This is a genomic window from Ruegeria lacuscaerulensis (assembly GCF_013034685.1).
GTDB lineage: Bacteria > Pseudomonadota > Alphaproteobacteria > Rhodobacterales > Rhodobacteraceae > Ruegeria > Ruegeria lacuscaerulensis_B.
Genome location: NZ_WQGO01000002.1, coordinates 610,997 through 637,107, shown reverse-complemented (window position 1 = coordinate 637,107; position 26,111 = coordinate 610,997). Strand labels below are relative to the sequence as shown.

The window sequence follows — 26,111 nt, the reverse complement described above, 5'->3', positions numbered from 1 at the left end:
GATCACACTTATAACTTCGCACAAATTTGAAATCTTTGCGCGCAAAACTCAACGAATTTTTGGTTTCTTTTGTGTTTAGTCTATGCCTTTGGAGTGTTTATCCGCCCCAACGCGTCCAAAACGGCAGCGCCGGTTTTAATTCCATCCAGAAATCTGACAATCTCCAAATTCTCATTTGGTGCGTGGTTAGCCTCGTCTGCGTTGGCATAAGGAATAACGAAGGCGTCCTTGCCTAATAATTTTGTAAAGACATAATCTGGCAGGGATCCCCCTACCGTGGGATAGATCAGAGGCTCGACCCCGCGGGCCGCGACAATCGCGTCGCGCAGTGGTTTGGCATATGGGCTGTCCAAGGGTGTCTTCGACGGCAGCATCCCGTTGTGGCGCACCACCTGAACGTTCGGGGCATGTCTGGCGACATGAGCCTCGATCCGCTCGAAAACGTAATTTGGCGTCAGCGGCTCAACCAGACGCACGTCGCATTTGGCAAATGCCTCATTCGGTAGAACCGTCTTGCTGCCGGGTCCGCCATAGCCGCCATGCAGGCCATTGATGGTCAGCGTCGGGTGGAACATCAGCCGGTCCCAATAGGGGCGCTCGAGCGGATCGTCCATCTGATCCAGTGCCAGATCTTCCATCACCGCCTTTTCGTCGTCAGGCAGGCGAGCCACGGCGTCGCGTTCCAGATTGGTTGGCGGGATCACCGGTTCGGTCAGGCCCTCAACCGTGATGTTGCCGTCGGCGTCTTTCATCGTGGCCAACAAGTGAACCAGCGTCCAGATCGGGTTGGGCACCACGCCGCCGTAATTGCCGGAGTGCACATCTCGCGCCGCCCCTTTGGCCACCAGATCGAACGAGGCCACGCCGCGCACGCCAAAGGTAATCACGGGCGCGCCGCTTTCATGCAGAGGCCCATCCGAGGTAACAACTAGGTCGGCTTGTAGTCGATCCGCGTTCTGTTGCACGAACTCGGCGATTTGGGGTGAACCGATCTCTTCTTCACCCTCCAGCAGGAAGATGACGTTGCAGGGCAGGGTGCCGTTCACGGCCAGATGCGTCTCAATCGCCAGAAGCTGCGCGAAGTGCTGCCCCTTGTTGTCGCCAATCCCGCGGGCCCAGATGCGGCCATCCCGCAGCGTTGGCTCGAAGGGCGGGCTGACCCACTGGTCCAGGGGGTCAGGGGGTTGTACGTCATAATGACCGTACAGCAGCACGGTGGGCTTTTCGGGATCAACGGTGGCGTGGCCTAGCACGAAGGGATGTCCCGGTGTTTCGACCAAACCAGCATCGAACCCAAGATCGGAGAGAAACCCGACCAGCATGGTCGCGACCTCGCGTATGCCAATGTCATGGGCCGAGATCGACGGGTGGCGCACATAATCCATCACCCGCGCGATGAAACTGTCGGCCTGCGTGTCGATATGGTCGAAAAGGGCTTGGGTCATTCTGTGTCTTTCATAAGAAATAGAGCGCCCGATGGGTGGACCGTCGCGGCCCACCCGGGTGCGATCAAGGCGGTGGTGTCCAACTGGGTCAGGATTGCCGGTCCGGTGATTGTGGCCTCAGCCCCAAGCGCTGCGCGGTCATAGATTGGCGTCTCGGCCAGCCCGGTTGGCCAATAGACCTGTTGCATCTGCAAGGGTGCGGGCTGGTCAGTCTTGTCCAACGTCGGAGTTTGCACCGGAGCGGTCTTGCCGACGGCCTCGATCCGCAATGTGACCAGCTCAATCGGAGCATCCAAAACGAAGCCGTACAGAGACCTGTGCGCCTCGCGGAACCGGGTTTCCGTATCGTTAGGTGTTTCGGCCCAATCGATCGCGATTTCCCCACCCTGTCCGTGAAAGCGCAGTAGGGCGCGGGCCTTAAGCGCCCTCTGCTCGGGCGCAATGCCTTCGTGATCCATCCAATCAGAGGCATCTTGCGTCAATTCCGCCACGATGCTGTCTCCCAAATCCTGATCGACCGGGCCAGGCTTAGGCAACGCCCGGGTGAATTCGGCCTTCATGTCGGCGGCCAACAACCCTGCGGCACAAAGTAGCCCAGGCGCGGCGGGGATCATTACTTGGTTGATCCCCAGTAAATCGGCCAAAGCACAACCATGCAGCGGGCCAGCCCCGCCAAAGGGAACAAGGGTGAAGTCGCGCGGGTCATGGCCGCGCTCGACGGAAACGGTGCGAACCGCGCCCACCATGTTGTTGTTCATGATGGCCAGAATGCCCTGCGCAGCCTCTTCCGGTGTCAGGCCAAGCGGGCGGGCGACATTGTCGGTGACGACGTCTTTGGCGGCCGTAACATTCAAAGACATCGCGCCGCCCAGCAGGGCATGGGGCAGGGTGCCCAAAGTGACATGCGCGTCGGTGACGGTGGCTTCGGCCCCGCCATGCCCATAGGCCGCCGGTCCGGGACGCGCCCCGGCTGAGTTCGGCCCGACCGACAGGGTGTTATGCGTCACCGCAGCGATAGACCCGCCCCCGGCGCCGATTGTCACCATATCCACCATCGGCAGGGACAAAGGCCATTCACCCACTTTGCCCTGTTGGGTCAGGTTGATCTGCCCGTCGCGGATCAGGCAGATATCGGCAGATGTGCCGCCGATATCCACAGTGATGACATCCTTAATCCCGCACGCCGCCGCCGCATCGACCGCGCCCACCACGCCTGCGGCCGGGCCAGACAGTGCGGTTAAAGCAGGTGCCGTGCGGATCGCTCCGGTCCCCGCGACACCGCCATTGGATTGCATCAGCAACAGAGGCGAGCTCGCCTGCGCTTCGGCCAGCCGGTTTTCCAGACGTGAGATATAGGTTGATACCCCCGGCATCACATTTGCGTTCAAGACGGTGGCCAGAGAGCGTTCGAATTCGCGCACCACAGGCAGAACATCCGTAGAGCAAGTGATGGCTACATCCGGCAGCGCCGCGCGCAACAGCTCGGCCACGCGTTTTTCGTGGGCGGGATTGGCATAGGCGTGCAACAGGCAGATGGCGATGGCCTCGACCTGCTGGGCGCGCAGGCTGTCCACCAGCGCGGTCACGCTACTTTCGTCCAGTTTTTCGACCACATGACCGCCGGTGCCGATCCGTTCATCGACCTCATGAATGCGGTCTGCCGGAACGGGCCTTGCCGGTTTGACCCAAGTGAACAGATTGGCGTGGCGCGGGATGTCTTGTCGCCCGATCTCAAGCACGTGGCGGAATCCGCGGGTCGTCACAAGGGCAGTGCGCGCGCCTTTGCCTTCGAGGATCATGTTCGTGGCAACGGTGGTACCGTGCAGAACGCGCGACAGGTCGGCGGCGCTAATCCCCGCATCCTCCAACACCATGTTCACGCCGGTCATAAACGCCTGCGACGGATCACTGGGCACCGAGGCGGTCTTGGCCCGCCACACCGCGCCAGAGCTGCGGTCAAGCAACGAGATATCCGTGAAAGTCCCGCCTATATCAACGGCCACGGCAAAGGACGGGTCAAAGAACATATCAGACGAGGGCATCGACATACTCCTGTCGGTAAAAGCGGCGGGTTTCGGGCCTGTTGGTGCGCAGGGTCTGCGTGGCTTGCACGTCCAGCGTGTCGCTCGCGACAACCACACCATATTCGGACCGGGCGGCATCAGCGGTGACAAAGCCGCTTAGAACATCCTGCAACACGGTCTCTGCGGGCCGGTCATAGGGATGGCCGTAGCCACCACCGCCCCCGGTCTCGATCCGCAGGATGTCGCCGCGTTTGAGCATGTTACCATCCGACAGCGGATCAAGGCGCACCTCTTGCGGCGTGCCCGGGTTCACGATGGCGATGCCATGGCGACCAGATTTGCCGCCGTGAATGCCCCATGGCGGGTTCTGAACGCTGTCGATACGGATGGCGACCATGGTTTCTTCGGCCAGAATTTCATATTCGCGGACGATCCCGCACCCGCCGCGATACCGACCCGCTCCGCCGGAATCCGTAACGATGCCATAGCTGCGCATGGTCACGGGATAGCCCGCTTCCAGAAACTCGACCGGATAGTTTTCCTGCGCCACGAAATAGACCGCATCTATTCCGTCCGCCGTGGACCGTGCGCCATAGCCAACGCCGATCCCATCCGCCAACAAGTAGGGTTCCAGCGTCCCATCCTTGGTGCGGTACTTCCCGCGCATGATGTTGACCACATAGGCCGAGTTCGCCGCCGGGGCTTCACCACCGCCCGCGTTCAACAGCCCGCACATGGCCGATATCATCCGCATCGCGGTCAGGCCGCGCAGACCCAGTGGGGCGGGGTATTCTGGTTGCAGAAAGCTGCCCTTGCGAAATAGGACCTCGTCCAGCGCATTGGGCCCCCCTGCATTGCAGACCTGACTGGGATCACCCCCCAGATAAAACAGACCCAGTGCCATACCGGGCACGCCGTTGTTCATCAGGTAGTTGATCGGGCCGGGGGCCTGATCGTCACTGTCGCGGGCGTCGAAAGTGAAATGATCCGTACCATCTGCGCCCTTTGCGCGAGTTAGCGAGAAGCGCATGTGGAATGGACCGTTGCCGTGCCCATCTGTGTCAATCGCGTCGGTGAAGGAATAGGTGCCGTAGTCGAAAGTCTCGGCCATCTTGTCCCGCACCAGATTTCGCGTGCGTTCCAGCAACTGCGCCAACGCGTCTTCGGTCACGTCCGGCCCGAACCGGTCGAGGATTTCACCCACTCGGCGCACGCCAAGTTCGACACTGGCCATGAGCGCGCGCATGTCGCCTTCGCTCTGCTCTGGATAGCGGGAATTGCGGTGGAAGATATCCAGCACAGCCTGATTGACGCGGCCCGCCTCGACCATCTTGGTCACGGGGATCATGACGCCTTCCTGAAAGATGTCGGTGGCATCAGGGCTGATCGAGCCGGGACGCAAGCCGCCTATATCGGCGAAATGCGCCCAGCTCATGACAAAAGCGCAGACACGGCCCTCACGAAACACCGGGGCCAGCAGGACCTGATCGTTGGAATGGGAAATCGCGCCGTATGAGCCGTAGCAGTCATTGTACCAGTAGACGTCGCCGTCCTGCATCGTCTCAATCGGGAATTTTTCCAACACGGGTCGGGTCATGTCGCCAAAGATCGGCACCATCGACCCCACGGCCATCGTGCCATTGCCGTCAAACAGCGCCGTATAGAAATCCTTCTTTTCGCGGATAAAGGCGGAAATGGCCGTGCGCTCGATCAGCGCCTCCATCTCGGATTGCGCGGCGGCAATGGCCCCGCGGATGATTTCGAGCGAGACCGGATCGCACAGCGCTGCTGTTCTAAGCGTTGAGGGCTTGTTCATGATCATCTCCCATCTGGTGAGCTGAGAAAAGGCACGGTGACGTAAACCGTGCGCGTATATGTGGCTGCCCCTGTCATTCTTCAGCGAAGTGACACGCGACGCGGCGCGTTCCTATGGGGCGAGGCATCGGGACTTCGTCGGCGCATCGGGTTTGCGCGCGGGGGCAGCGGTCGCGGAACACGCAGCCCGAAGGCGGATTTCGCGGGTCCGGGGCACCGCTGCCTATGGGCAGGGGATCGTGGCTTTGGTCCACATGGGGCGTAGGCACCGCCGCGACCAGCGCCTGACTGTAAGGGTGCAGTGGGGCATGCACGATGTCCTCGGTCGGGCCGTCTTCCATGATCCGGCCCAGATACATGACGATGGTGCGGTCACAGACATAGCGCACCAGCGCCAGATCGTGGCTGATATAGATCGCCGTCAGCCCCAGCCGGTCGCGCACATCGCGGAACACGTTCAACACGCCCGCCCGCACCGATACGTCCAGCATCGAGACAGGTTCATCCGCGACCACGAATTCCGGCTGAAGGATCAGCGCGCGGGCCATGACGACGCGCTGCAACTGCCCGCCGGAGAGTTGATGGGGATACCGCTCCAGAAACTGTTTCGGATCGCCCAGCCCGACCAACTCCAGCGCGTCGATGACGCGGGTATGCCATTCGTCACGCGGAATGCGGGCGTTGGCCAGCGGTTCTTCCAGCGTCTTTCGGATGGAATAGCGCGGGTTCACCGCATCGAACGGGTTCTGGAAAATCATCTGCGACCGGCTGCGGAAGGAGCGCAGCTCATCGCCCGACAGATCCTTGATCTCTTGCCCGTCAAACCGGGCCGAGCCACCCGTCACCTCCTCCAACCGCACAAGGATGCGACCCATCGAGGTTTTTCCGCAGCCGGATTCGCCCAGCAGACCGACGCTTTCGCCCTTGTTCAGGGTCAGCGTCACGCCATCCACTGCCTTCACGGTTGAGGGCAGCCCCATCATCGCTGAGATCGCGTTGCCGATCTTGTAGTGCAACTGCGCGTTTTCCATCTGGATCATCGGTTGTGTCATGCGGCGGTCCCCCATGTCGCAGGGTCCTGCGCCACTTCGCGCAAGGTGGCGGCCTCATCGGCACGATGGCAGGCGACGTGATGGTCGGCGGCGGCTTCAGTCAGCGGTGGCTCAGTGCTGCGACACAGTTCGGTGGCGAAGGGGCAGCGCGGGGCAAAGCGGCAGCCTTTGGGCGGATCAATCAGGTCCGGCGGGCTGCCCGCGATAGGGGTCAGAACACCGGTTCCGGCGGATTGCAGATCGGGAAACGCGTTTTTCAGCCCCATCGTGTAGGGGTGCAGCGGTTCATTCAGCAGGGTCGCGGTGTCGCAGTTTTCAACGACCTTGCCCGCGTACATCACCACCGTGCGGTCGCAGATATAGGCCACGACCGAGATATCATGCGTCACCATGATGACAGACAAGCCAAGGTCGCGTTGCAGGCTGCGCAACTGGTCCAGAATCTGGCGCTGAATGATGACGTCTAACGCTGTAACCGGCTCATCCGCCACGACCAGTTTCGGGTTCAGCGCCAGCGCCAGCGCAATCGCCGCGCGTTGCCGCATGCCGCCCGAGAATTGATGCGGGAAATCGCGGAGGCGACCCGGATCAATCCCCACCATCTCAAACAATTCGACGGCACGCGCGCGGGCTTGTTGCTTGCTCATCCCGCCTCGGTCGCGCAGCACCTCCAAGATCTGATATTCTACGCGATAGACGGGATCGAGCGAGTTCATCGCCGATTGTGGAATGAACGAAATATCGCGCCAGCGCAGGTTGTTCATTTCACGCTCGGACATCGCGGCAAGGTCTTGTCCGGCGAACTGCATCGCGCCGGCGGCAATACGCGCATTGTCGGCAATCACGCGGGTCAAGGCTCGGGCCATGGTGGTCTTGCCGCAACCTGATTCCCCTACCAAACCGACGATGGCGCCTTGCGGGACGTCGAAAGACGCCTCACTGACCGCGACCACATCCAGTGCGCCCACCTGATAGGCAATCGACAGGTCTTGGATGGAAAGAAGCGTGTCAGCCATTGTCAGCGCCCCAGCTTCGGAAACAGCAGGTTTTCATACCCACGCGAGATGAAGAAACCGGCACTGACCACAAGGATGATCGCCAGCCCCGGCGGGATGAACCAGTGATAAGCTTGCCGCGCCAACGCCTGACTCGCAAAGGCGTCCTGCAGCATGAAACCCCAGCTAATCGCATCCGGATCGCCGAAACCTAGGAAGCTGATTGATGCCTCGGTCAGGATGGCCCAGCCAATGGCGATCGAGCCATACAAAAAGCTCAGCGGCAGGATATTCGGGGTGATGTGGCGCAGGATGATCTTCAGATCGGAAGACCCGACAACACGCGCCGCCTCGACATATCCGCGCGAGCGCAGGGACAGGACCTGCGATCGGATCACCCGGCCCGTGTCGCGCCATAGCACCAACGCCATGGCGATGACCGTGTTCCATATCGACGGCTCGGAAAAGGCCGAGATCACGATGACGAAGGGCAGGAACGGGATGCCGAAGGCCACATCGGCCAGTCGCATTAGAAAGGCGTCGACACGGCCTCCGAAATACCCTGCCAGCAATCCCACGACCGAGCCGATGAACGCCACCATGAACGCCGCCGTGAACCCCACCAACAAGGCTGATCTGGCCCCCCAGACGATCTGGGAAAAGATATCGCGGCCAAGGGATGTGGTGCCTAGAATATGCCCCTCTTCCCCCGGCAACAGGTCCGAGGCGAGGTCGTAGTCCTCGGTATAAAGGATCTCGGTCGGGTCGTAAGGTGCAATCAGAGGCGCAGCGATGGCCGTGAAAATGAACAGCGCATAGATGATCAGACCTGCCAACGCGAACGGGTCGCCAACTGGCAGCTTGATCGCCTCGAATATGCGCGCAATACCTGAGGAGGTTGCCTTGACGCTGGTATCAGGCATGGGAAATCCTCGGGTCCAGGAAAGTATAGAGAAGATCCGCAATCAGGTTCATCGTGATGACCACGATGGCGATCATCAAAAATGCCCCTTGCGCCAGCGGATAATCCGAGGCGGCGACCGCGTTCACCAGCTCTCGCCCCAGACCGGGCCAGGAAAACACGCTTTCGACCACCACGTTGCCCTGAAGCTGATAGCCCACCGCGATGGCGAACGAGGTCATCACTGGCAGCAAAGCGTTTCGCGCGCCGTGCCGGATCACCACAGCCGAGGGCGACAGCCCCTTGATCTTGGCCATGGTGACGAAATCCTCTTTCATCACATCCAGCATGTTCGACCGCATCAGCAGCAACGGCAGTCCTTGCGAGTAAATCGCCAGTGTCATCATCGGCAGGAACAGATGCGAAAGGAAATTGGCCGAGGTATAAAGCTGCCACAGGCTGTCATAACTGGTGCCGGCTGACCGCGTGCCGCCAGCGGGGAACCAGCCCAGCGAGAAGGAAAAAATCGCCAGTAGCACCATGCCCAGCCAGAACTCAGGCATAGCACGGGTGGCCAGAACGGCGGGTAAGGCAGCAGCCTCGAACCGTGAATTGCGCTTCCAAGCCAGCCATGCCCCGGCGAGGATGCCGAATGTGTAAGCCACGATCAGGGATGAGAATGTCAGGATCAGCGTATTGGGCAGCAACAGCATGATCCGTTCGGCCACAGGTGTGCGATAGCGGAAGGAATAGCCAAGCTCACCCTGCAACAGATTGCCCAGATAGGTAAAATACTGTTGCCACAAGGGTTTATCGAGGCCAAATTGCCGGATCAGCGCCTCTTGCTGTTCGGCCGTGAAGGTCGGATCAATATAGGCGGCCAGCGGATTGCCGGGCATTAGACGGAACATCAGGAACAGGATCGTCACGACCGCCCAGAGGACGAGCATCAATTGCAGCGTACGTATTAGGAAAGGCTTGAGAGTGCTCATCTCTGTCCTGAAAGCGCCCCGGAGGGTTGGTTTGTAGTGGGAAGAATGGCGCGGCGGTTGCCCGCCGCGCCAGCCCGACGGAGATCAGTCCGCGAGTGTTTCCTTAACTCCGTCGGGATAGGTCAGCCGATCCCCGACGCCGCCATAGCCGGCCTCTTGCAGGATAGACTTGGCTACGTCGCTACCGGCTTCGAACCCGGTCACGACATCTTCGGCGTGCCAGTATTCCAACGCCGGGGAGACGACAGAGTTGGATGGAACGGCGAATTTCTTGAAGGCCGCGTTTACGATCAAGCGACGGTCGACCGCAGCCGACAACGCACGACGGAAGGCCGGGTCATTGAACGGCGGACGGCGCAGGTTGAAGGCCACGTAGCGGAAGCCGATATCGACCGTCGAGACGACCTCGAGGTCGCCATCCTGCTCGGCGGCATCCAGCAGCACTTGCGGATCGCCCTGGAAATCAGTGAGGAAGTTCAGCTCACCCGACCGCAACATCCCCAACGCGGCTTCGGCGTTCGGAACCAGACGCAGGATGAAACGCTCGGCCTTGGGGGCGTTGAAGTGATCGGCATTGGCCTCAAGCACGATTTCCTCATTCGGCAGCCAGCGCACAAACTTGTACGCGCCCGAGCCAATAGGGGTATCCTCCTGATAGCTTTCCGCATTCTCATCCTTCGTGGACAGATCGGCCAGAATGGGTTCCCACACATGTTTCGGGATGATGTTGATCTTGGCCAGGCTGGACGTCAGGAACGAGGCTGAAGGCGTATTCAGTGTGAACACGATTGTGTTGTCGCCCTCGACATCGACACTGGCGACATTGCTGCCAAAGGGCGCATACATCGGCGCCTCGCCGCCGGTGGTTGCCGCGTATGAAAAGACCACATCGTCAACTGTGACGGGCTTGCCGTCGTGGAATGTCAGGCCATCGCGCAGGGTGACAGCAATGGTTGTATCATCGCGCCAGTCATAGCTTTCCGCTGCCCACGGCTGCGGCAGGCCATCGGGACCCACACGGAAAAGACGGTCATAGATCAGTTCCGTCAGCCAATTATCGGTCACGCCCGAGATATAAAGCGGGTTCACCGCAATCACGTTGTCCGAGCTGTTGACGATGATATCCTTCTGATCGCCCGTAGGCGTCAGACCCAGCCACGTCCAATAGCTGCGAATGCCGATACCCGACTGATCCACCACCGAGGCAGGGTCAAACACGGTCTTGTCAAAGGCAAAGGCCTGCTGAGGATGCACCAGCATCATATTTGGCTGATCGGCGTCCAGAATTTCCTGCGCTTTCAGCACCAGTTTCTGCCGCGCTTCAGGGTCGACCGTCACGCGCTGTTCTTCGACCAGTGCGTCATATTCGGGGTTCTTGTAGCCGATGAAGTTATACCCGTTCTCGGCGGTTGAAGAATGGAACAGGTTATAGATGATTTCATCGGGGTCGGACCGCTCGGGCCGTCCGGCCATTTGCCAGGCCGTCACATCCCAGTCTTCGCGGTTATACCAGACCGCATCGGCCATTTGCGACCAGGGCATGACATTCACATTCACATCCAGCCCCAGCTTGCGCCATTCCTGGGCAATCAGCTGGATGGCCTGAAACTCGGCCGGTTGCGCGGCTTGTGGCCGTGTCAAAAGCTCAATCGTGCGGATTTGGTCCTGCGCGCTGGCACTTGCGGCCCAGAGCGATGCTCCGACGGCAAGTCCGGCAGCAGCCGTAACAAGAGTCTTCAATGTCGTTCTCCCGTTGGTTCGCCCACGATGCGCGCGGGCTGTTTTCATCATGGCGGTCGTTGTGGTGCCGCCTTATGCGCAATATCCGCTTCACGATTACCACCGTCTTGCAAGGTGATATTATTGTTTTACTCAATGAAACGTGTTTGCTATTGTTCATTCAGTAAAACATAGATTCGTTTAAAAGCAAGAGTGTCAGGGCTGCGCGTGTCACAAGATTCTTCCTACGCTGGAAAAGACCGAAAGTCGTATCGCATCGACGCGGTGGCCCGTGCCTTGCGCGTGATGGAGGCTTTGGCCGAAACCCCCGGCATCGGCGCGACGGCTCTGTCTGAACAGTTGGGGCTGACCAAGTCGATCGTCTTTCGCTTGCTGCAAACACTGGAGGAAGACGGCTATGTCCAGCGCGACCAGGAACGTGCGATCTATTCGCTTGGATACCGTATCGCGCTGCTAGGCGAACGGGTCGGGCGCGAGGGCGCCTTGCTGCAAGTGGCGCGCCCTGTGATGGACGCGCTACGGGATGATACGGGTGAGAATGTCAATCTAGTGATACGGGAAGCCACCGCGTCTGTGGCGATCGCAACGCGTGAGGGATTGCACAGTATAAGGCTTTTTGCGCAGCCGGGGCGGCGCGGGCCTTTACATGCGGGCGGAGCATCGATGCTGCTGCTGGCCTATGCAGAACCTAGTATCCGCGACAGTGTTCTCTCCTCTGAGTTGGAGCAATTCAGCCCGCACACCATCACCGATCCCGACCGTCTGCGCGAGGTTTTGCTGCTGATCCGGACCAACGGATACAATGTCGCGATCAACGATCTGGATGACGGGGCCTTTTCTATCGCCGCGCCGATTCAAAACAGCGCGGGCGAAATCATCGCGGGTATCTCAGTCGCCGGGGCCTCGGTCCGGTTGGATGAAGTGCGTCGGGCGAGCTACATCAAAAAAGCTATTGCTGCTGCCAATGAGATCTCAGAAAAGCTGACATTGGGCTGAGAAAAACCTTCGCTTTTGCGTCGAGTGCTTTCCATTTTTTGCAATTTCCGAGCTAGGGCAGCCGGCCTTGCGCGGAATCATTTTGTCTGCATATGTTTTATTAGACGCTACATCGTTGCACTCAATAAAACACTGGAGAAGCCTATGACCCCTCAGGAAACCGCCTTGCTGGACCAGGTTACGATTGATGAGCCTTGGGCGCTTGTAGAAAGCTTCTCGACCTTCAAGCGCGAGCATCCCGATGACGTCAATCGCGGCATGGATGAGGTGGTGGAACGTCTGACCAAACACGGCGTAGAAGTGAAGGTACATGAACCCGAGCTGTTCCTGAGTCTACCCGGTCAGGCCCGCATCGAAGCGGGCGGCGTGATTCACCGGGCCAAACCGCCTGCGTTCAGCGCTAATGCGCCTAACGGGTTCAGCGGACCTCTGGTCTATATCCGTGGCACGACCAATATGGATGAAGAGGACGCCTTTGAAAGCCAGCTTGAAGCGGGGCCCGAAATGGAAGCCCGTGTTCGAGGCAAGATCGTTCTGACCGAAGGGTTTGCCAGCCCGGCTATCATCTCGCTGATGGAAGGGTGCGGCGCAGTTGGGGTGATTGCGATCAATCCCGGCGTCGATATCCATTGGGGCATCTGCACGACGATCTGGGGCATCCCAAGTGTGAGTGACCTATACCGTAAGCCAAACATTCCGGCGGCGGCGGTGAATATGGAAAGTGGGCAGGCCCTGATCGAGCTGGCGAAATCCGGGGGTGATGCCACGATCTTTACCGAGATGGAGGAAGGCTGGTTCCGTTCAAAACTGCCCGAAATCACCATTTCCGGCACAGAAGAGCCTGAGAAATATGTGCTACTGCACGGTCATCTGGACAGTTGGGATGTGGGCGTCGGCGACAATGCCACCGGCGACGCGACGATGCTCGAGGTCGCGCGCGTGCTGTGGGCCAATCGGGACAAATTGCGGCGCACGGTCAAGATCTGCTGGTGGCCCGGACATTCGACCGGGCGGTACGCCGGATCGACCTGGTATTCGGACACGTTCGCGCTGGATCTGGATGAAAACTGCGTGGCGCAGGTGAATTGTGACAGCCCAGGCTGCCGGTGGGCGACCGAGTTCATCCATGTCTCGGTCATGTCCGAAGCGCATGATTTTCTGGCGGGGGTTATTCAGGATGTGGCCGGAAAAACGCTGCAATCCGAACGGCCGCATCGGGCCGGGGACTATTCCTTCAACGATATCGGGATTTCAAGTTATCTTATGCTGTCCTCGGCCATGACCGACGCGCATCGGGAAGAGCTGGGGTACTACGCCGTCGGTGGGTGCGGTATGAACATCGCCTGGCATACCGAAAATGATACGCTTGAGATCGCCAACAAGGATATCCTGTTGCGCGACATCAAGGTCTATCTGCTGGCCGTTTTCCGCAACGCAAATGCGGGTCTTCTTCCGATGGACTGGCGTGCGACAGCGCGGGAGTTTCAGGCGACGATCGCGGATTATCAGCAGCAGGCCGGGGACGGGTTCGACCTGTCAAATGCCGCCTCTGCCGCAGACGATTTGCTGGCGGAATTGGAAACCTTCTACGACCGCGCCGCCAAGGGAGATATCCCTCAGGCGAAGGCTAACGCGGCTATTCAGGACCTTGCCCGCATATTGGTTCCGCTGAATTTCAACCGCTCGGACCGGTTCCGGCATGATCCGGCCCTGACCATTCCACCCCTTCCCGGATTGGAAGAAGCAACAAAGATAGCGTCCCGATCCAAAGACCTTTGGGGGTTTTCACGAACAGAACTGGTACGGGGTCAGAACCACGTGATCGCAGGTCTGAGACGCGCGCGCGCGCGCTGCGCCATCTAGCCCGGGGGTTGCAGGCGCAGAAATTGAGACCAACTCCTGTGGTCGGGTAGCAAAACCCGGCCATTCATTCACACAGAAGTTTCATTTCTGATGCGTGCAACAAACTCCATGAAGGCGCGGATCACACGGACATCTGCCCGCTGCGTCAGATGAATCATGCTTTCTCCCATTTGCAGATCAACCCCTTCTAGCGGGATCTGCCGTATGCGATCATCCCGGCCAAATTCGGCCTGGGAAACGAACCCGATCCCTGCCCCCGAGGCGACCAATTCGCGCACGGCTTCGCGCCCTTCAGCGACAATGGCGGGATTTAATGTAATTCCGGCGCGCCGGGCTTCATCCTCCAGTTTCTGACGGGTTTTGGACCCTTTTTCGCGAAAGACCAAAGGATGGTTCTGCAATTCGGACATCGACAGAGACAGCAGATCATCCGAGACACGTTCGCGTGCGGCAAATCCGACGATCCGGGCTGAACCAAGGTCCAGCAAGGTCATGTCTTTTCCGGGGGAGGGGCTGCCAACAATGCCGATTTCCGCATTATAGGCTCGCAATTCGTCTAAAACGTCGTTCGTATTCCCACTGCGGACGGTGATCGTGATGTTGGGGTACGCGGCCCGAAACTGCCCCAGATAGTCAGTCAGGTGATGCGCGGAGTCGGCGATTATGCGCAACTCTCCATCAATGGCTGCGCGAGATTCCGACAGGAAATCTTCGATCTGCGCTTCGGTCTCAAAATATTGCTTTGTGAACCGGAACAGACGCTCTCCTGCGGCGGTCAAGACCACCTGCTTGCGATCACGCTGAAACAAAAGCAGGTCATGGTCCTGTTCCAACCGTCGGACCTGTTCCGAGACAGCGGGCTGGGTCAGAAACAGCGCTTCTGCCGCGCGGGAAAACCCGCCGTGTAAGGCCACATGATGAAAGGCACGAAGTTGACTGTAACGCACGAGGAACCACCGCAGCTCGATGTATAAGCCAGATTTATGGATAGATTGATAATAGCAATTTTACATATGGCAAACCTCGTTGCAAATCAGGCGTGAAAACCTGGTGCAGGATCTTGATATGACCGGACACGACACAGCGATCCCGAGGCCGAATATGGGCGAACCCTATCTTCTGACACCCGGCCCGCTGACCACTTCTTACGCGGTGAAACAGGCGATGTTGCGGGATTGGGGAAGCTGGGATGAAGATTTCCGAGCCATGACGCGTGAAATGCGTCGTCGGTTGCTGGCGCTGCTGGGCGAAGGTGCGGATGCGTTTGACTGCGTTCCCATGCAAGGCAGCGGCACATTCGCGGTCGAGGCGATGCTGGCCTCGTTCATTCCGAAAGAAGGCAAAGCGCTGGTGCTGGCGAATGGGGCTTATGGGCTGCGTTCGGCGCAGACGCTCGCCTATCTGGGGCGCGAACATGTGGTGCTGGACAAGGGCGACTACCTGCCGCCGCGCGGCGCGGAAGTGGCCGAGATTCTGGCGCATGACCCCGCGATAACCCACGTGATTGCTATCCACTGCGAAACAAGTTCCGGCATTTTGAACCCGGTCGAAGAAATCTCTGAAGCTGTCTACGCGGCGGGGCGCAAGTTGTTGATCGACTCGATGTCTGCTTTTGGCGCGATTGAGCTGAAGCCCTCCGACATCAGGTATGAAGCTGTCGTGTCATCGGCCAATAAATGCATCGAAGGCGTGCCGGGTTTTGGCTTTGTCATCGCCCGCAAGGAGGAGCTTGAGGCGGCCAAAGGCAATAGCCACTCACTATCGCTGGATGTGCATGCGCAATGGGCGCATATGGAAAAGACCGGCCAGTGGCGATTTACCCCGCCCACCCATGTGGTTGCTGCTTTTTTGGAAGCGCTGAAAGCCCATGAAGCCGAAGGTGGTGTTGCCGCGCGCGGCGCTCGCTATAGCCGCAACCGCGATGCGATGGTTGCGGGTATGCGCGCATTGGGGTTTGAGACGCTGTTGCAGAACCGTTGGTTGAGCCCGATCATCGTGACTTTCTTTTGCCCTGCGGACGAGAAGTTCGTTTTTGACCGCTTCTATGAGTTGATGAAGGGCAAGGGCTTTATCATCTATCCTGGCAAGCTGACTGTAGTGGACAGTTTCCGCGTCGGCTGCATCGGACAGATGGATGAACATGTGATGCGGCAGGTTGTGGCCGCCGCCAAAGACAGTCTGACCCAAATGGGGGTCGCCAGCGCGACACCTCCGGCGCAGGCTCTGAAAGAACGCGCCAAACTGGCCGCATAAGAGACAAGGACACGCCTATGACCATTCAAACTCCCGTGACCGCGAATGAGCGCGTCTACCCGTCCCCCAAAGTCCCCGCCATCGCCATCTGCCTGGACGGGTGCGAGCCGGAATATCTGGAAGTGGCCATTGCCAAGGGCCTGATGCCGACACTTAAACGTATTTGCGAGACTGGCACCGACCGACTGGCCCATTCGGTGATCCCCAGCTTTACCAACCCCAACAACCTGTCCATTGCCACCGGTCGTCCGCCGATTGTCCATGGTATCTGCGGCAACTACCTGATCGACCCTGACAGCGGCGAAGAGGTGATGATGAACGACGTGCGCTTTCTGCGCGCGCCGACCATCTTTTCGCAATTCTATGATGCGGGCTATCGTGTTGCCATGGTCACCGCCAAGGATAAGCTGCGCGCGCTGCTGGGCGCGGGCCTGAAATTCGACGAAGACCGCGCGGTGGCTTTTTCTTCAGAACGTTCGGGCGAGACTACCAAGGCCGAGCATGGCATCGACAATGCCAGTGCTTGGCTGGGCATGCCGGTGCCCGAGGTATACTCGGCGGATCTGTCCGAATTCGTCTTTGCCGCAGGCGTCAAGCTGCTGAAAGAGTTCAAGCCCGACATCATGTATCTGTCGACCACGGACTACATCCAGCACAAGTTCGCCCCCGAACAGCAGGGCGCACTGGATTTCTTCGCCATGTTCGACAAATACCTAGCGCAGCTGGATGAGATGGGCGCGGCCATTGTCGTCACCGCGGACCACGGCATGAAGCCCAAGCACAACGCTGCGGGTGAGCCCAATGTGATCTACGCGCAGGATCTGATGGATGAATGGCTGGGCGAAGGTCAGGCCCGCGTGATCCTGCCGATTACTGACCCCTATGTGGTCCATCACGGCGCGCTTGGCGCCTTTGCTACCGCTTATCTGCCCGAGGGCGCGGATCGCGCGGAGATCATGGCCAAGCTGGACGCAAGGGACGAGTTGATCCTGGTGGTGGATAAGGAAGAGGCAATCAAACGCTTTGAGCTGCCCGCCGACCGGATTGGGGATATCGTGATGATCTCGAGCGAGAATATGACGATTGGAACCTCGGCCGACCGTCACGATCTGGCCGCGCTGAAAGAGCCGCTGCGCAGCCATGGCGGCTTGACCGAGCAAGAGGTGCCCTTCATCGTCAACCGGGTCGTTGACCTAGGCAACGCGCCCGATCTGCGCAACTTTGATGCGTTTTTCTACGCCACAACAGCGGCGGCACAATAAGTTATGAAAGATCAGCCCATGACCGAGATCAGAAACGAAGGGATGCGTATCGGCGGCGAGATCGTCTTTACCGACGAGACCGTGCCAGTCCTGTACCCATACACCAACGAGGTGGTTGGCCACGTCCCCGCAGGCAAGGCCGAACATGCCCGCAAGGCGTTCGAGATTGCCGCTGCCTATAAACCGAAACTCACCCGCTATGAGCGCAGCCAGATCCTGCAGCGTGCCGGAGAGCTGATCGGTGAGCGCCGCGAATACCTGGCCAAGTGGTTGGTGCTGGAGCTTGGCATCTGCCACCAGCACGCGATTTATGAGACCAAGCGCGCGCAGGACGTTTATCAATTCGCCGCCGCCGAGGCACTGAAGGATGACGGTGAGATTTTTTCCTGTGACCTGACCCACAACGGCAAGGACCGCAAGATCTTTACAACGCGCGAGCCGGTGAATGCGATTAGCGCGATCACGCCCTTCAATCACCCGCTGAACATGGTCAGCCACAAGATTGCGCCCTCAATCGCCACCAACAATTGCATGGTGTGCAAGCCGACCGAATTGACGCCTCTAACGTGCCTGACGCTGGCTGATATCCTCTATGACGCCGGTCTGCCGCCCGAAATGTTCCAGGTGGTCACTGGCTGGCCGAACGATATTGGTGATGAGATGATCACCAATGACCACATCGACATCATAACCTTCACGGGCGGCGTACCGGTGGGCAAGTTGATTGCGTCTAAAGCAGTATACAAACGACAGGCGCTGGAACTGGGAGGCAATGACCCGCTGATCGTTCTGAATGACCTCTCGGACGCCGATCTGGATAAGGCAGCAACTATCGCCGTGGCCGGAGCAACTGGGAATTCAGGCCAGCGCTGCACCGCGATTAAGCGCATTCTGGTGCAGGACAGCGTGGCGGATAAGTTCGTGCCGCTGGTGCTGGAGAAGGCAAAGAAGATCAAGTTTGGCGACCCGCAGGACCCGGATACCGAACTTGGTTGTGTCATCCATGACAAGGCTGCTGAACTGTTCGAGAATCGCGTCTATCAGGCCGAGAACGAGGGCGCAGAAATCCTCTATCACCCTGGTCGCCAAGGCGCGCTGCTGCCGCCCATCGTGGTAGACAAGGTGCCCCATAACAGCGAGCTGGTGATCGAGGAAACCTTCGGCCCGATCATTCCCATCGTCCGCGTGCCAGACAGCGACGAAGAGGTCATGGCCATTTCGAACTCGACCGAATTTGGCCTCAGCTCGGGCGTTTGCACCAACGACCTCAATCGCGCCATCGCTTTTATTAACGGGTTGAACGTCGGCACCTGCAACATCTGGGAACAACCCGGATACCGCATCGAAATGTCACCCTTCGGTGGTATTAAGGACAGCGGCAACGGGGTCAAAGAAGGCGTTATCGAAGCGATGAAATTCTTCACCAACGTCAAAACCTATTCCTTGCCCTGGCCGGGGTAAATTGAAAGGCGTTCTTGTCTGCCGACGACAGAACCTTGGTGCCCGACTCTGGCCGATCGGGCGTCAGCTACGTTTGGGCGCGCTCAGCCGTGCGGATGTACCGCAATTTGAATTCCTGTTCGGCCTGATCATCGACATCGACTGTCTCAGGGTGCCTGAACGATCCTGAGAATGCTTTCGACGTTGAAATTCAGACGTTCTTCCAAAGCCTGCTCGTCCATCATGTTGCGCTGAAACAGAAATGATCCCGTAAAGCGGTTGGTCAGATAGTAATAGCCAATAGCCGCAATCGTAATGTTGAGCTGGGTTGCATCAATGCCCGCGCGAAATTCGCCAGTTTCCTGACCGCGCTTCAGGATCGACTCGACCATATCGACAAGTCCTCGGGTCGAATCCTGCAAGCTGGTCAGCGATTTGATATGCCGGGCGCGATGCAGGTTTTCACTGTTGACCAAAGTAATGAACTCGGGATTTTTGAGGTAGTATTTCCACGTAAATCGCACCAGGGATTCCAGTGCGTCTGACGGCGACAAGCTTTCGAGGTTCAGCTTGCGCTCGGCGCTGCGGATATCAAGATAGGCCTCTTCCAGAACGGTTCGGAACAAGTCCTCTTTGCTGCCGAAATAGTGGTACAGCATCCGCTTGTTAGCATCTGCCCGCTCGGCGATTTCGTCAACGCGCGCGCCACCCAATCCGTGTTTGGCGAATTCTTTTTTGGCCGCATTTAGTATTCGGGCCTTGGTCGCCTGGGCATCCCGCTTTCTACCCTTCTTTTCTGGTTCGCCCACGTCCTTGGTCCTCAATACTTTTTGTTACTGGCTTCTCTGCAACTTCAATATTTCAAATCCTGTTCCAGCGAAACCATCCAGCCGCGCAATATTGCAGTCGACCGCAGCCCAATTTGCGATCTGGGTTTCCTTTTCTTAACGCTTGACACATGCTCTCGTAAAGAAGTAACTAGTTAGTGCATAAAATTCGCACCTGAGAGGGTGTGTAGCTTGCGCCGAGGGGGAGCGGCACGTGCGTGTCTTTGCTTCTGACTGCGGATCCAAACGGGAGGACGTAATGTCATTTATCAAAAAATACATCGAACAAGAGACGATCACGCGTCGTAATCTGTTGCTTGCATCGGCTTATGGTGTTGGTGGTGCTGCGATTTCCAGCATGTTGGGGGGCATGGCGCGTGCGGCTATTACCGACCCGACAGTTGCATGGTCCTATCGCAACCGCACCAACCCATACTGGAACGAGATCGTTTCGGGCGGCGAGGCGTTTGTCGAAAGCCTGGGCAAGCCCAAGGACTTCCTGACTCACCTGATCAACGAGGGCTCTTCCGAGAAATCCTTGGCGGACGTCAAGGCGTTGCTGTCCAAAACCAATGGTGAACTGGCATTGGCCATCGACACCAATGATGCGCCCAATGCGCGTCCGGTGGTGGAAAGCTGTGTCGAGGCAGGTGCGTATGTATCCACGCTGTGGAACAAGACCGACGACCTGCACCCCTGGGACTTCGGCGATAACTATGTCAGCCACATGAGCTGGTCCGATGAAGGCCCGGCCGAACAGACGGCGCGAATTCTTCTGGATGCCATGGGCGGTTCCGGTGGGGTTGTTCATCTGGGCGGTATCGCGTCAAACAACCCTGCGATCGAGCGTCTGGCTGGACTGAACAACGCGCTGAAAGACTACCCCAACGCAGAATTGCTGGCAGCCGAGCCTGCCGACTGGGATACTCAGAAAGCCAATCAGGTCATGAGCGCTTTCCTGACCCGCTATGGCGACGACATCAAAGGTGTGCACTGCGCCAACGACACCATTGCTTATGGCGTGCTGGAAGCGCTGCGTGCGGAAGGTATCGAGGATATGCCCATCGTATCTTATGACGGTAACCCGCAGGCGGTTGAACTGGTCGGCGAAGGCAAGATTCTGGCCACTGTCTTTACCAACCCGCATTGGGGTGGCGGCATCACGGCGGCGCTGGCCTATTATGCCGCAACCGGTCACTTCAAGCCGTCCGAAGAGCCCAACGAGCACCGCGAATTCTACGGCCCGACCATCATGGTCCGCCCTGAAGACGCACAGGCGTTCAAGGCTGAATATCTGGACAGCGTCCCGACTTATGACTGGAAGGATTTCTGGTCCACGTCGAACGGCCAGATTCAGTATAAATAAAGTGATGGCGGGCCGGACGTGATCCGGCCCGCTCACACGGGTCTGCGGCGACAGCGACCCCCACCAATTCACTCAGTGGGAGAAAGCACGTGAGCAATGTGCTGACACGGGATGTTCTGATCAAATGGGCGCCCCTGATTGTCCTTTTGGTTCTGGTCCTGTTTTTCACAATGATGGAACCCCGTTTCTTTTCGCTGCGCAATTTCGCGCGGATCGGGATTTCGTCCGCACCGGCGTTGATGGTCGCAATCGGTGTGACCTTCATCATCATCATGGGCTCGATTGACCTGTCGATGGAGGGCACGGTGTCGGTTTGCGCTGTGGTGTTTGCCTTTGCCTTTATCGCCTTGGGCGGCACGTTGGCGTCGTGGGCGTGGCTGGCGATCCCGCTGGCGCTGTTGGTTGGTGGGGCCATAGGATTCGTGAACGGGCTGGTCCATGTCCTGCTGAAAATCCCGTCGTTCATGGCCTCACTTGCAATGGGTTTCGTTGGCACTGGGTTCGCGCTGCTGTTGACGGGCGGTGACCGTATCCGAGTCGAGGATGACCTGTTCCGGTCCCTGCTGACCGAGCGTTGGTTCGGGTTTCCTATCATGTGCTATGTCGCGCTGCTGTTCCTGCTGATCGCCTGGTTCATCCAGTCCCGCACCACGCTGGGTCGGAATTTCTACGCTGTCGGCGGAGGCGAGGAACTGGCCCATGCCTCGGGCCTGAACGTCAATCGCGTGCGGATCATGGGGTTTGCACTAGCCGGTATTTTCTATGCGGTTGGGGCCTTGTTGGCTGTGGGTCGGATCGGGATCGCGGAAACCGCGACCGGGTCGAACTTCATGTTCGTGTCGATTACTTCTGTCGTTGTTGGCGGCACCGCGCTGTGGGGCGGGATCGGGGGTGTGTGGAACACTCTGATCGGGGTCTTGATCGTCAACGTCATCAACAACGGCATGGTTGTGATCGGGTTGCCCGGCTACGTGCAGGACGGTGTTCTGGGCATATTGGTCATCGCTGCGGTGGTTCTGTCGACCGACCGTAAATCCGTAACCTTCGTGAAATAGGGGCGGGCAGATGTACGAACTGATCAATGTCGACAAGAAATTCCCAGGCGTCCACGCTCTGAAATCTGTGGATTTCAAGATCGGACGCGGTGAGATCGTGGGCCTCGTTGGTGAAAACGGCGCGGGCAAGTCCACGCTGATGAAGGTCATCTACGGCGCCTATCAGCCCGATGGCGGCGATATCACCATCGATGGCACCAAGGTTCGCTTTCAGAACCCGCGTCAGGCGATGGATCACGGCATCGGCATGGTGTTTCAGGAACAATCCCTGATCACCAACCTGACCGTGATGGAAAACATCTTTCTGGGGTTCGAGCAGCAATTCGTCAGCTATGGAGTGATCAACTGGAAAGCCATGGCCGAGGCCGCGCGCAAGCAACTGGCCAAGGTCAAGCTGGATATCGACCCGGCGACCACGACCTCGAAACTGTCCTTTGCACAGCGACAGCTGGTCGAGCTGGCCAAGGTTCTGACGCTGGAAGAACGGATCGATGGCGATCTGGTCATCCTGCTGGATGAACCGACCAGCGTGCTGGCCAAGGAAGAGGTTGAGCTGCTGTTCAGCCTCGTGCGGGAACTCACCAAACGGGCGTCCTTCATCTTTGTCAGCCACCGCATGGACGAGGTTCTGGACCTGTCAGACCGTATCTATGTGATGAAGGACGGCGAGGTTGTGGACGTTGTCGCCCATGATGACGCCGATGTGGATGCAATCCAGCACAAGATGGTGGGCCGCGACGTCGACAAGGAATATTACCGCGAACAAAAGCAAAAGCCCTATCAGGCCGAGGCGAAACCGTTGGTAGCCTTCAACGATGTCTCTGTGGCTGGAAAATACTCCGATATTTCATTCGACCTGCGCCCAGGAGAGGTTCTGTGCCTTGTCGGTACAGAGGGATCGGGGCGTGAGGCGATCCTGCGCACGATTTTTGGTCTGGAAACTCCGTCTTCGGGAACCGTCGCCCTCAAGGGGGAAACGGTTACCAAGTTTAACGCGCAGGCCGGGGTTGCCAATGGGGTCGGTTACATCCCTCGCGAACGCAAGGTCGAAGGCATCGTGGCCGGGATGAATGTGTATGAGAACATGACTCTCAGCCAGATGGGCAACTATGCCAATTCCGGCGTGCTTCGCATTGGTGAGGAGAAATCTCTGGCCAAGCAATGGATCGACCGTTTGGCGATAAAAACCCCCGATGTCTACAAGGATTGCGGCGGGCTGTCGGGCGGCAACCAGCAAAAGGTGGTGCTGGCCAAATGGCGCTCGGCGGGATCAGACATCATCCTGCTGGATCACCCGACGCGCGGTTTGGATATCGGCGCCAAGGAAGATGTCTATGACATGGTGCGTGAGATGTCGGATGACGGCGTCGGCATCATCTTGGTGGCAGATACGCTGGAAGAGGCCATCGGCCTCAGCCACAGCATAATCGTTCTCAAAGACGGTGTTGCCCAAAAACGTTTCGATTGCAGCCCAGGGGACAAGCCGTCGCTTTATGACCTTGTCCACCACATGATCTGAGGCCGGACCCATGAGCTTTGAACGCATCAAACCCCATCTGCCCTGGATCACGCTGCTGGCGCTTGTGCTGGTCGTGGGGGCTGCGGATGCTAATTTTCTGCGCCCGGCGAACCTGATTTCGATGATGGCCGACATTGTGCCGCTGTTCATCATGGCGCTTGGGATGACCTTCGCGATCTATATCGGCGGGATCGACCTGTCGGCACAGTCGGTGGCCAATATGACCACGGTTGTGGCGACAATTGCCCTGCCGACTTTTGGTATCGGCGCGGCGTTGATCTGTATTCTGGCCGGCATTGTTCTGGGCGCTGTCTCTGGTTTTGTGACGACTCGGCTATTTGTGCCGTCCTTTATCTCGACCCTGGCAGTGGGCGGCATCGCCTTTTCGGCCGCACAATACATGTCGGGTCAACGGGCTTTGTTCATGGATGCAGAGATGCGGGATTCGACCTTTGGCTGGATGACCGGCTCGGTCGCTGGTTTGCCCGCGGAATTGATCATTGCTGCAGTGCTGGTTCTGGGCGCGTGGTTCCTGCAGTCGCGCACCACCTTTGGGCGCGCGCTCAAGGCTGTCGGGGCAGGGGAACCGGCTGCTGTTGCCTCGGGGCTGAATGTTAACCGCATCAAGATCATGGCCTTTGCCCTGTCCGGTGGACTTGCGGCGATTGCAGGCTTGCTGTTCTCGGTCAAACTCTCCGGAGGCTCTCCCACTCTGGCGAACGGGTTCCTGCTGCCGGCAATCGTCGCGGTTCTGGTCGGTGGCACACCACTGACCGGAGGAGTAGGCGGGGTGATCAACACGCTGATCGGTACACTCATCGTGGCGGTAATTCGATCCTCGATGCTGTATTTCGAGGTGGACGCCACCCAGCAGCAGATGGTGTTTGGCCTGATCCTGATCACGGCTATCGCACTGACCATCGACCGCACAAAGCTGAGGGTCGTGAAATGACCGGAACCATGAGAGCGGCCGTTTTGGTGAAACCCGGCCAGTTCGAAGTTCAGGATGTGCCCCGTCCTGTCCCAGGTCGCGACGAGGTTTTGATCCGCATCTCTCGGGTCGGGATCTGTGGCACGGACATGCACATATTCAACGGGCACTACGCGGCCGAGAACCTGCCCATGATTCCCGGTCACGAATTCACCGGAACGATTGCAGAGCTTGGCCAGGGTGTCACGGGGCTGACCATCGGCGCGCCTGTGGTGGTCGATATGAATATCGGTTGCGGTACCTGCTATTGGTGTCGCCGCAATGAGATCCTGAACTGCCCCAATATGCAACAAATGGGCATCACGATGGATGGGGCTTTTGCCGAATATATCTCGGTGCCCGCGCGCTTGGTGATCCCTGCGCTCGGTGATGTAAGCGCCGGGGTTCTTGCCCTGACTGAACCGCTGGCCTGTGTCGTGCGTTGCGCGCGCAAGGCGAACATCAGTTTCGGTCAATCGGTTGTCGTGCTCGGCGCGGGCCCTATCGGCAACTTGCATGTACAACTGCTTCGCACAATAGGAGCGGCACCGATCATCGTGGCCGATCTGTCCGAGGAGCGCGTCAAAATGGCGCTGGAGGCCGGTGCAGACGTGGGTGTCAGCGACCCCACAAAGCTGAAAGACACTGTTCTGCACCATACAGATGGACGCGGTGCGGATGTGGTGATCGAAAGCGTGGGACTGCCTGCGCTTTACCAACAAGCGACGCGCCTGATCCGCAAAGGTGGTCACATCGCGGCTTTCGGTATCACCGGGGCGGGTGAGACCTTACCTGTCGATATTCTTCAAACCATTCTACAAGAGAACTCGATCAAGGGTTCGGTCGCGGGCATGGGGCAGGATATGCACGACGCGTTGACGCTGTTGACCTATGGGCGGATCAAAACCTGTCACTTTACCGGCGCATCTTATCCACTGGATCAGATACAGGCCGCTTTTGACAGTTTTGTCGACCGTCCGCAGGACCTCAAGACGCAGATAGCATTAACAGACTAGCCGCAATGGGAGGAGCGCACATGACTGTAGAAGTTTACACATCCAAACCCGAAGGCATGATCCCAAACAGCCGGTTTCCCCTGCTGATCCATCGCGGCGCAATACCCGGTGGCGGCGTGGATGCGGTCAAGGCCAGGTTTCGCAGCAATGGCTGGGGGAACAATTGGGAATATCCAGGTGTCTATGAATACGCCCATTTCCACTCGACTTCGCATGAATGTCTGGGCTGCGCGATTGGCTGGATGGAGTTCAACCTGTCCGTCGAGGGCTGGACCCGGGTCAGGATCGAGGCGGGCGATGTCATCGTCATGCCCGCCGGAGTCAGCCACGAGATGGTGGGTCATTCCGACGATATAATGATGGTCGGCGGCTACGCCGGGGGTCGCGACTGGGACAACATTCAGGAAGCCTTCCTGACGCCCGAGATGTTTCAGGCGGCCGCCAAGCGGATCATGATGCTGCCTATCCCGGACAAGGACCCCGCAACCGGGGATATCCTGCACCAATGGCATGATGCGCCGTCCTCTGTGGATGGCGGGTGGAATGATTTCCGCGACGGGCTGGACGCCTCGGCCTGACG

At 58.6% G+C, this 26,111-nt stretch carries 21 protein-coding genes; 11 read left to right on the top strand and 10 right to left on the bottom strand.

The genetic code is table 11. From position 1 onward, the window contains the following. Positions 1 to 80: 80 nt before the first annotated feature. The 8 genes from GOV80_RS07315 to GOV80_RS07280 all read right to left on the bottom strand — a co-directional run bounded on the left by GOV80_RS07315 (position 81) and on the right by GOV80_RS07280 (position 10,964). Positions 81 to 1,445, bottom strand: coding sequence for a M20/M25/M40 family metallo-hydrolase (locus tag GOV80_RS07315; RefSeq protein WP_170783565.1), 1,365 nt, complete (start codon positions 1,443 to 1,445; stop codon positions 81 to 83). Then, positions 1,442 to 3,487 carry a hydantoinase/oxoprolinase family protein gene (locus tag GOV80_RS07310; protein ID WP_170783563.1) on the bottom strand — a complete coding sequence of 682 codons (2,046 nt, stop codon included), beginning with the start codon at positions 3,485 to 3,487 and terminating at the stop codon, positions 1,442 to 1,444. The genes GOV80_RS07315 and GOV80_RS07310 overlap by 4 nt, the downstream gene beginning before the upstream one ends. Beyond that, positions 3,474 to 5,285 carry a hydantoinase B/oxoprolinase family protein gene (locus GOV80_RS07305; protein ID WP_237215697.1) on the bottom strand — a complete coding sequence of 604 codons (1,812 nt, stop codon included), beginning with the start codon at positions 5,283 to 5,285 and terminating at the stop codon, positions 3,474 to 3,476. The genes GOV80_RS07310 and GOV80_RS07305 overlap by 14 nt, the downstream gene beginning before the upstream one ends. Before the next feature lie 73 nt (positions 5,286 to 5,358). Further along, a complete protein-coding gene (locus GOV80_RS07300) occupies positions 5,359 to 6,336 on the bottom strand; it encodes an ABC transporter ATP-binding protein (protein WP_170772243.1) in 978 nt (325 codons plus the stop codon). Next, the gene (locus GOV80_RS07295; protein WP_170783559.1) at positions 6,333 to 7,352 is read right to left on the bottom strand and encodes an ABC transporter ATP-binding protein; all 1,020 of its coding nucleotides are present in this window, start codon (positions 7,350 to 7,352) and stop codon (positions 6,333 to 6,335) included. The genes GOV80_RS07300 and GOV80_RS07295 overlap by 4 nt, the downstream gene beginning before the upstream one ends. A 2-nt stretch (positions 7,353 to 7,354) precedes the next feature. Further along, positions 7,355 to 8,254 (bottom strand): ABC transporter permease, encoded by a 900-nt coding sequence (locus tag GOV80_RS07290; RefSeq protein WP_170772239.1) that lies wholly within the window; start codon positions 8,252 to 8,254, stop codon positions 7,355 to 7,357. Continuing rightward, the gene (locus GOV80_RS07285; RefSeq protein ID WP_170772237.1) at positions 8,247 to 9,224 is read right to left on the bottom strand and encodes an ABC transporter permease; all 978 of its coding nucleotides are present in this window, start codon (positions 9,222 to 9,224) and stop codon (positions 8,247 to 8,249) included. Before GOV80_RS07285 ends, GOV80_RS07290 begins: the two co-directional genes overlap by 8 nt. An 84-nt stretch (positions 9,225 to 9,308) precedes the next feature. Then, on the bottom strand, positions 9,309 to 10,964 hold the full coding sequence (locus GOV80_RS07280) for an ABC transporter substrate-binding protein (RefSeq protein ID WP_237215695.1): 1,656 nt from the start codon (positions 10,962 to 10,964) through the stop codon (positions 9,309 to 9,311). Between the two features lie 207 nt (positions 10,965 to 11,171). Between GOV80_RS07280 and GOV80_RS07275 the strand changes: the two genes are divergently transcribed. Both GOV80_RS07275 and GOV80_RS07270 read left to right on the top strand, forming a co-directional pair. Further along, a complete protein-coding gene (locus tag GOV80_RS07275) occupies positions 11,172 to 11,960 on the top strand; it encodes an IclR family transcriptional regulator domain-containing protein (RefSeq protein WP_170783554.1) in 789 nt (262 codons plus the stop codon). 144 nt (positions 11,961 to 12,104) lie between these two features. Next, complete coding sequence (locus GOV80_RS07270) at positions 12,105 to 13,823, top strand: M28 family peptidase (RefSeq protein ID WP_170783552.1); 1,719 nt, start codon at positions 12,105 to 12,107, stop codon at positions 13,821 to 13,823. A 68-nt stretch (positions 13,824 to 13,891) separates the two neighbouring features. On the opposite strand, the gene GOV80_RS07265 is transcribed toward GOV80_RS07270, so the two are convergent. Continuing rightward, positions 13,892 to 14,770, bottom strand: a complete 879-nt coding sequence (locus tag GOV80_RS07265; RefSeq protein ID WP_170772229.1) for a LysR substrate-binding domain-containing protein — start codon at positions 14,768 to 14,770, stop codon at positions 13,892 to 13,894. Positions 14,771 to 14,888: 118 nt separating this feature from the next. Here GOV80_RS07265 and GOV80_RS07260 point away from each other — a divergent pair, with 118 nt between their 5' ends. From GOV80_RS07260 to phnY, 3 genes are read left to right on the top strand one after another with little or no spacing between them, the layout of a single operon-like run. Then, a complete protein-coding gene (locus GOV80_RS07260; protein ID WP_214646808.1) occupies positions 14,889 to 16,076 on the top strand; it encodes a 2-aminoethylphosphonate--pyruvate transaminase in 1,188 nt (395 codons plus the stop codon). A 17-nt stretch (positions 16,077 to 16,093) separates the two neighbouring features. Beyond that, on the top strand, positions 16,094 to 17,338 hold the full coding sequence (gene phnA / locus GOV80_RS07255) for a phosphonoacetate hydrolase (RefSeq protein WP_170783550.1): 1,245 nt from the start codon (positions 16,094 to 16,096) through the stop codon (positions 17,336 to 17,338). An 18-nt stretch (positions 17,339 to 17,356) separates the two neighbouring features. Then, positions 17,357 to 18,799: a phosphonoacetaldehyde dehydrogenase gene (gene phnY / locus GOV80_RS07250; protein WP_237215693.1), complete on the top strand. Its 1,443-nt coding sequence runs from the start codon at positions 17,357 to 17,359 to the stop codon at positions 18,797 to 18,799. 146 nt (positions 18,800 to 18,945) lie between these two features. Here phnY and GOV80_RS07245 read toward each other — a convergent pair whose 3' ends face one another. Continuing rightward, positions 18,946 to 19,587: a TetR/AcrR family transcriptional regulator gene (locus GOV80_RS07245; protein WP_170783546.1), complete on the bottom strand. Its 642-nt coding sequence runs from the start codon at positions 19,585 to 19,587 to the stop codon at positions 18,946 to 18,948. 277 nt (positions 19,588 to 19,864) lie between these two features. Here GOV80_RS07245 and GOV80_RS07240 point away from each other — a divergent pair, with 277 nt between their 5' ends. The 6 genes from GOV80_RS07240 to GOV80_RS07215 all read left to right on the top strand — a co-directional run bounded on the left by GOV80_RS07240 (position 19,865) and on the right by GOV80_RS07215 (position 26,109). Next, a complete protein-coding gene (locus GOV80_RS07240; RefSeq protein WP_170783544.1) occupies positions 19,865 to 20,971 on the top strand; it encodes a sugar ABC transporter substrate-binding protein in 1,107 nt (368 codons plus the stop codon). Between the two features lie 89 nt (positions 20,972 to 21,060). After that, entirely contained in the window at positions 21,061 to 22,026 is a 966-nt protein-coding gene (locus GOV80_RS07235) for an ABC transporter permease (protein WP_170772218.1), read from the top strand. 10 nt (positions 22,027 to 22,036) lie between these two features. Further along, complete coding sequence (locus GOV80_RS07230; protein WP_170783542.1) at positions 22,037 to 23,545, top strand: sugar ABC transporter ATP-binding protein; 1,509 nt, start codon at positions 22,037 to 22,039, stop codon at positions 23,543 to 23,545. A 10-nt stretch (positions 23,546 to 23,555) separates the two neighbouring features. Further along, a complete protein-coding gene (locus GOV80_RS07225; protein WP_170772214.1) occupies positions 23,556 to 24,497 on the top strand; it encodes an ABC transporter permease in 942 nt (313 codons plus the stop codon). Beyond that, positions 24,494 to 25,531, top strand: coding sequence for a zinc-dependent alcohol dehydrogenase (locus tag GOV80_RS07220; protein ID WP_214647974.1), 1,038 nt, complete (start codon positions 24,494 to 24,496; stop codon positions 25,529 to 25,531). Before GOV80_RS07225 ends, GOV80_RS07220 begins: the two co-directional genes overlap by 4 nt. A 20-nt stretch (positions 25,532 to 25,551) precedes the next feature. Further along, positions 25,552 to 26,109 carry a hypothetical protein gene (locus GOV80_RS07215; RefSeq protein WP_170772211.1) on the top strand — a complete coding sequence of 186 codons (558 nt, stop codon included), beginning with the start codon at positions 25,552 to 25,554 and terminating at the stop codon, positions 26,107 to 26,109. The last annotated feature ends 2 nt before the right edge of the window (positions 26,110 to 26,111 follow it).